Raw genomic sequence first — 5,851 nt, 5'->3', positions numbered from 1 at the left:
CTTCTCAGGCCAACACCTCTCAGGCCAACGTTTCTCAGGCCAACACTTCTCAGGAATGTGCTCATGACCGTTATGCCTCCACCCGGATTGCGATCGGGTTTTCGTGCGATGCGTGTCGCCTGGATCGGCATCGGCTGCATGACCGCGCTACCCCTGCTGAGTCCGCCATCCTTCGGCGCCGGGACATTGGCACCGACCCCGGCCGCGACATTCTCCGTAACGCGCCAATCCTTGACGGAGCTGGCGCCGGTGTTCGGTACGGTCGAGGGGGTGCGCACGCTGCCGGCGCGCGCCCGCATTTCCGGAACGGTCGCACAGATCGACGTGAAGGACGGCGATCACGTTACCGCGGATCAGACATTGGCGACGATTGCCGATTCCACCCTGCTCGCCCAGAAATCCACTCTCGATGCCGAGGTGAAGGGCGCGCGCGCGAAACTTGCCGAGGCGCAGCTCGATTTCAACCGCACGCAACGCCTGGTCGGCCAGGGCGCGGTATCACGCGCCAGTTTCGATCAGGCACGCTCGGTCCTGCGGGTCGCGGAGAGCGCGCTGGCGGCAACGCTCTCCCAACGTGACACCATTGGCAAACAAATCGATCAGGGCGCGGTGCGCGCGCCGCATGCCGGGCTGGTGATCCATACGCCGATCGCCGCGGGCAGTGTTCTAATGCCGGGCGACGTCGTGGCCGAACTCGCCCAGGCACCGTTCCGGGTCCGACTTGCGGTGCCTGAACGCTACACAAGGTTCGTGCATCTCGGGGCGCTCATCCGGGTCGATGGCGCGGAACTCGGCGCGGCCCCCACGCTGTTCGGCACGATCGACGAGATCAAGCCGGGTATTTCCGATGGCAGGTTGATCGCTTACGCCTCGGTTCCCAACCTGCCCGACCGGTTCGTCGGCATCCGGGTCGAGGCCTGGCTGCCCGCGCAGGAGCATCAGGCGATCGTCGTGCCAGAAAATTTCCTGCTGACCTTGTCGGGATCGGATTACGCCCGGCTCCGGCTGAAGGACGGCAGTATCATCGACGTCCCGATCCAGCGCGGCGCGCCGCGGCCCACGCCGGCAATGCCCAACGGGATTGAAATCCTCTCCGGCCTGCACACCGGCGACATCCTGGTTGCACCCCAGGCCGCGCAATGAAACTCGGCATTTCGGGGGCGATCACCCGCACCTTCATCCGCTCGAAACTGACGCCGCTGCTGATCATCGCGGCGGTTCTGGCCGGGTTGCTGGCGCTCGGCTCGATCGCGCGCGAGGACGATCCCCAGATCAAGGCGCCGATCGTCGATGTCTCGATCACCGCCAACGGGCTGAAGGCCGCCAATGCCGCCGAGCTGGTGACCAAGCCGCTGGAAACCATTCTGAAATCGATCCCCGGCGTCAAGCATGTTTACAGCCAGACCCAGGACGATCAGGTGATGGTCGGCGCCGAATTCCATATCGGCACCAAGGAGCAGGACGCGGTGATCCGCGTGCGCAACCACATTCTGGCCAATATCCAGAAACTGCCGATCGGGATTCCGGCGCCGCTGGTCATCGGCCATGGGATCAACGACGTCGCGATCGTCGTGATGACGCTGACGCCAAAACCCGGCGCGGCGAAATATTACAACGAGGCCGACCTGTCGCGTATCGCGCGCAAGGTGCAGACCGCCCTGATCCGCATCCCCGACATCGGCCTGTCCTACATCGTCGGCAACGTCCCCGATGAGATCAGGGTTGAACCCGACCCCGCCAAGCTTTCACTCTATGGTGTGACGTTCCAGCAACTGGTCGCCAGGATCACCGAAGCGAACAAGAGTTTCGATGCGGGCAATCTCTACGCCAATGGCAAGCTCGATGCCGTCATCGTCGGCCACAGCCTCCAACCGGGCTCGAACATCGGCCTGCTGCAACTGACCACCCGCGCCGGACGACCCGTCTATGTCGATGACGTCGCGAAAATCGTCACCGGCCCGGCCCCGACGACGCATAAAGTGTTCATGGTGCAGCGCGTCGGCAAGGACGCCTGGCGCACCACGCCGGCGGTCAGCATCGCCTTCGCCAAACGATCCGGTTCGAACGCGGTCGTGATCGCGCACACGATTCGCGAGCGTCTCGCCTCATTGCAGGGCCGGCTGATCCCCAACGACGTCGCCGTCAGCATCACCCGCGACGATGGCCGCAGCGCCAACGCCAAGGTGAACGACCTCCTGCTGCATCTGGCGCTGGCGACATTGTCGATCGTTGTCCTCATCGTGTTCGCCATCGGCTGGCGAGCCGCCGCCGTCACGGCCGTGGTGATCCCGACCACCGTGCTCCTGACCATTTTCGCCTCCTGGGTGTTCGGTTTCTCGATCAACCGGGTCAGCCTGTTCGCGCTGATCTTCGCGATCGGCATCCTGGTCGATGACGCCATCGTGGTGATCGAGAATATCTCCCGCCACTGGGAGATGAACGATGTGCGCACCCGCATGCAATCGGCGATCGAGGCGGTTGCCGAAGTCGGCAACCCCACCATCATCGCCACCCTGACCGTGATTACAGCGCTGCTGCCGATGCTGTTCGTTTCGGGCCTGATGGGGCCCTACATGGCGCCGATTCCCATCAACGCGTCCACCGCGATGGTCTTCTCGTTCTTCATGGCCACGATCGCCGCACCCTGGATGCTCCTGAAACTCGCCCCGCGTGAAGCCGCACCCGGGGCTGTGCATCACGCGCCGCGCAACCGCCTGGGTGAAATCTATTGGCTGATCGCCGAACCGGTGATCCGCACGCGCCGTCGCGCCCTGGCCTTCCTGATCGTTATCGGCATCGCCACGCTTGCCGCGATCTCGATGTTCTATTTCGAGGCCGTCACGGTCAAACTCCTGCCCTATGGCAATAAATCCCACCTCACCGTCATCCTCGACCTGCCGGCCGGCGCCTCGCTCGAAGCCACCGAACGCACCCTCCTCGCCCTCGCACAGCGCGCCAAGACTTTGCACGACGTCAAATCGGTCTCGGTCTATGCCGGCACCGCCGGACCGTTCGATTTCAACGGGCTGGTGCGCGGCTATTACGCCCGGCAAAGCCCCAACCAGGGTGAGCTGCACATTCTGCTGCTGCCGCGCGAACAGCGCAGCGACCTGACCAACACGGTCGCCGAGCATCTACGCGCCGCCCTGCGCCCGGTACATCTTCCGCCCGGCGCCACGATGCAAATCGTCCAGGCGCCCCCCGGTCCGCCGGTGCTGGCGCCGCTGGTCGCCGAGGTCTACGGACCCACCGCCGCCGTGCGACTGGCCGAGGCCCGCGAGATCAAGGCGCTCTTCCGCAAGGTCGACTATATCACCGACATCCATGATTCATGGGGCTACCGTCGGCCGCAGCTTGAGATCGACGTCGATCAGAGCAAGCTGAATTTCTATGGCGTCAACCAATCCGACGTCAATCAAACCATCGCGGACCTGCTCGGGGGTGTCGCCGTCGGCTACGCCTATCGTGGCGCGCAGCACCTGCCGGTCGATATCGCCGTCGGCCTGCCCAATCGTGCGCGCGACTGGAACGACAGCCTGGCCGCAACACCGATTCCCGCCGCCTCGATCCCCGGATCGAAGGCGGTCGTCGAACTCGGCCAGGTCGTCACCGCCCGCCAGACCAAAGGCTCCTATTCGCTCTATCGGCGCGACGGCCAGTACACCGACATGGTGGAAGCCGACATGTCCGGCAAGTTCCAGGCGCCGATCTATGCCATTCTGGCAGTTGATCACCTGATCGCGCAGCACCACTGGACCAAAGCACTGCCGAAACCGGCCATCAGCCTGTCCGACCCCCCGCTGAACGACGCGACCCCGACCGTGCGCTGGGCCGGTGAATGGCGCGTCACCTACGTCACGTTCCGCGATATGGGCGGGGCCTTCATCGTCGCTCTGCTCGGGATCTATGTCCTGGTGGTCGGACAGTTCCGCAGCTTCAAAATCCCGCTGATGATCCTGACACCGGTGCCGCTCACCCTGATCGGGATCATGCTCGGCCACTGGCTGCTGGGGGCCTATTTTACCGCGACCTCGATGATCGGCTTCATCGCGCTGGCCGGGATCATCGTGCGAAACTCGATCCTGCTGGTCGATTTCATCCGCCACGGCCAGGACGGCACCACACCGATCCGGCGTGTTCTCCTTGAGGCGGGGGCGATCCGGGCAAAGCCGATCCTGCTCACCGCCGTCGCCGCCATGATCGGCGCCGCCGCCATCCTGCCCGACCCGATCTTCCAGGGGCTCGGCATCTCGCTGCTCTTCGGCCTCGCCTCGTCCACCCTGCTGACCCTCCTGGTGATCCCGGCGATCTATGTCGTGCTGCGCGACGACGGCAAACCGGTCGGCTGATCCAACCCCCTCGCGCGCGATCAGTCGGGAAACATCCGGAAGGTCAGAACCGACAGATCGAGCTTCGGCGTGCCCGCGTCGCGCCCATGGGCCGCCAATCGGCCGGCCAGATGATGCAGCTGGATGGCGCGTGCCATGTCGATCAGTTGCAGCCGCTCGGCCAGATCGGTCAACCAGCTGACATAGCGGGGAATATGAGCCGCGCAGAGCGTGCCGATGCTGCGGGCGGTGGCATCGGTCCAATCCCAGCGGCCTTCGGCGATCGCCGCGATGGCGCCGAGCTTCGGGCCATGGAAATGCAGGATCCCGGCATGGGGGTCGTGCGGCCAATACGGCTTGGCGTTCAATCCGGGATCGAGCCGGTCCCAATGCCCCCGAAACGCCTGGTTCAGCGCCACCTGATCGTCGAAATTGGCGGCGCTGTCTTCATCGAGACGCGCGCGGATCAGAGCCTCGAAGCCAGGCTGGGCGGCGCGCATCGCCGCAAGGTTCAGCACCATCACGCCCGCATTGAAATAATTCCACGCATCCGGCGCGAATTCAGGGGCGGCCGCGAAAATGGCCGGTCGGATCGCGGTGAAATCGATCGGCCGGAGAAACACGATGTCGCAATCGGTGTAGAGAACGAACTCGGCGTCATGGTCGATGAGCGGAATCGCGAGGCGTAACCAATGGCCGAGCGAGTGCGCCCGGAAACTGCCGCGCGCGGTCGCCGCCTGCATCGCCTCGAGACAGGGCGGCACCGCATCGATCACAACGACACCGGCATCGCTCATCCAGCGGGTAAAATCGTTGCGGGCGCCATGATAAAGCAGCCGCGGCTCCAACCCCGGGCAAAGCGCGCGCGACTGCACCGCGAGTTTTGCAAGATCACCAGCCTCACTCCGGGTTCCGGCTTCATCGATCGCAAAATACCAGCGCATGCCGCCTCTTCGCATGCCGGCGCCAAAGCCGCCAGAGTCGCGGCCCGCCCTGCGGGGTGACGGCGGGTTGCCATCCATCGCGCCGATCGACGGACGGAATCGATGCCTCGATGTTAAAAACGTGTCTTGCGCGCAACACCAATCGCCGAATCACCCCCGGAACCGCCGGGTGCGATTGTCGCCGCCGCTCGCCCTGTCTAAATACGCACAGCCGCTCCGTGGCGAAAAAAATGCCCTGCCGGTAAAACCGGCAGGGCAAGTCAACAGGGAGGCTTCACGTCTGGGAGACGTTGGGACCCGAAGGTCCCCATCCGGCCGGTAAGGGCCGGATCACGGACGGCGCGGACGCCGAATTCTGCGATCGTTGAACTGATCCTCATGTAGATGGGCACTTCCTATCATTATGGAAGAGTTGCGAGTGTGAACCCGACATGAATTTGTCGCATGACCCGATCGCGCGCCCGTGACATGAGGCACAGCCTATTTTTTGACTCTTGCGCGGTATGCTTTCAGCGTAACGCTCCAGTTCTATGTTTTTTCGAGCGATTTCATGCGATTATGTTGCCGCTGCCGCGTCAA

General features: G+C 64.0%; 3 protein-coding genes. 2 read left to right on the top strand and 1 reads right to left on the bottom strand.

Annotation, left to right across the window (positions count from 1 at the left end; all coding sequences use genetic code 11):
- Positions 1-63 precede the first annotated feature (63 nt).
- Complete coding sequence (locus tag ACP5E6_RS06040; protein WP_427952834.1) at positions 64-1,143, top strand: efflux RND transporter periplasmic adaptor subunit; 1,080 nt, start codon at positions 64-66, stop codon at positions 1,141-1,143.
- Complete coding sequence (locus tag ACP5E6_RS06035; RefSeq protein ID WP_427952832.1) at positions 1,140-4,349, top strand: efflux RND transporter permease subunit; 3,210 nt, start codon at positions 1,140-1,142, stop codon at positions 4,347-4,349. The genes ACP5E6_RS06040 and ACP5E6_RS06035 overlap by 4 nt, the downstream gene beginning before the upstream one ends.
- A 20-nt stretch (positions 4,350-4,369) precedes the next feature.
- Here ACP5E6_RS06035 and ACP5E6_RS06030 read toward each other — a convergent pair whose 3' ends face one another.
- Positions 4,370-5,272, bottom strand: a complete 903-nt coding sequence (locus ACP5E6_RS06030; RefSeq protein ID WP_427952830.1) for a glycosyltransferase — start codon at positions 5,270-5,272, stop codon at positions 4,370-4,372.
- Between the last annotated feature and the right edge of the window lie 579 nt (positions 5,273-5,851).

It is taken from the genome of Acidiphilium sp. (assembly GCF_049977125.1).
GTDB lineage: Bacteria > Pseudomonadota > Alphaproteobacteria > Acetobacterales > Acetobacteraceae > Acidiphilium.
The sequence above is the reverse complement of the archived record's forward strand: the minus strand, read 5'-3'. Positions and strand labels throughout refer to the sequence as shown.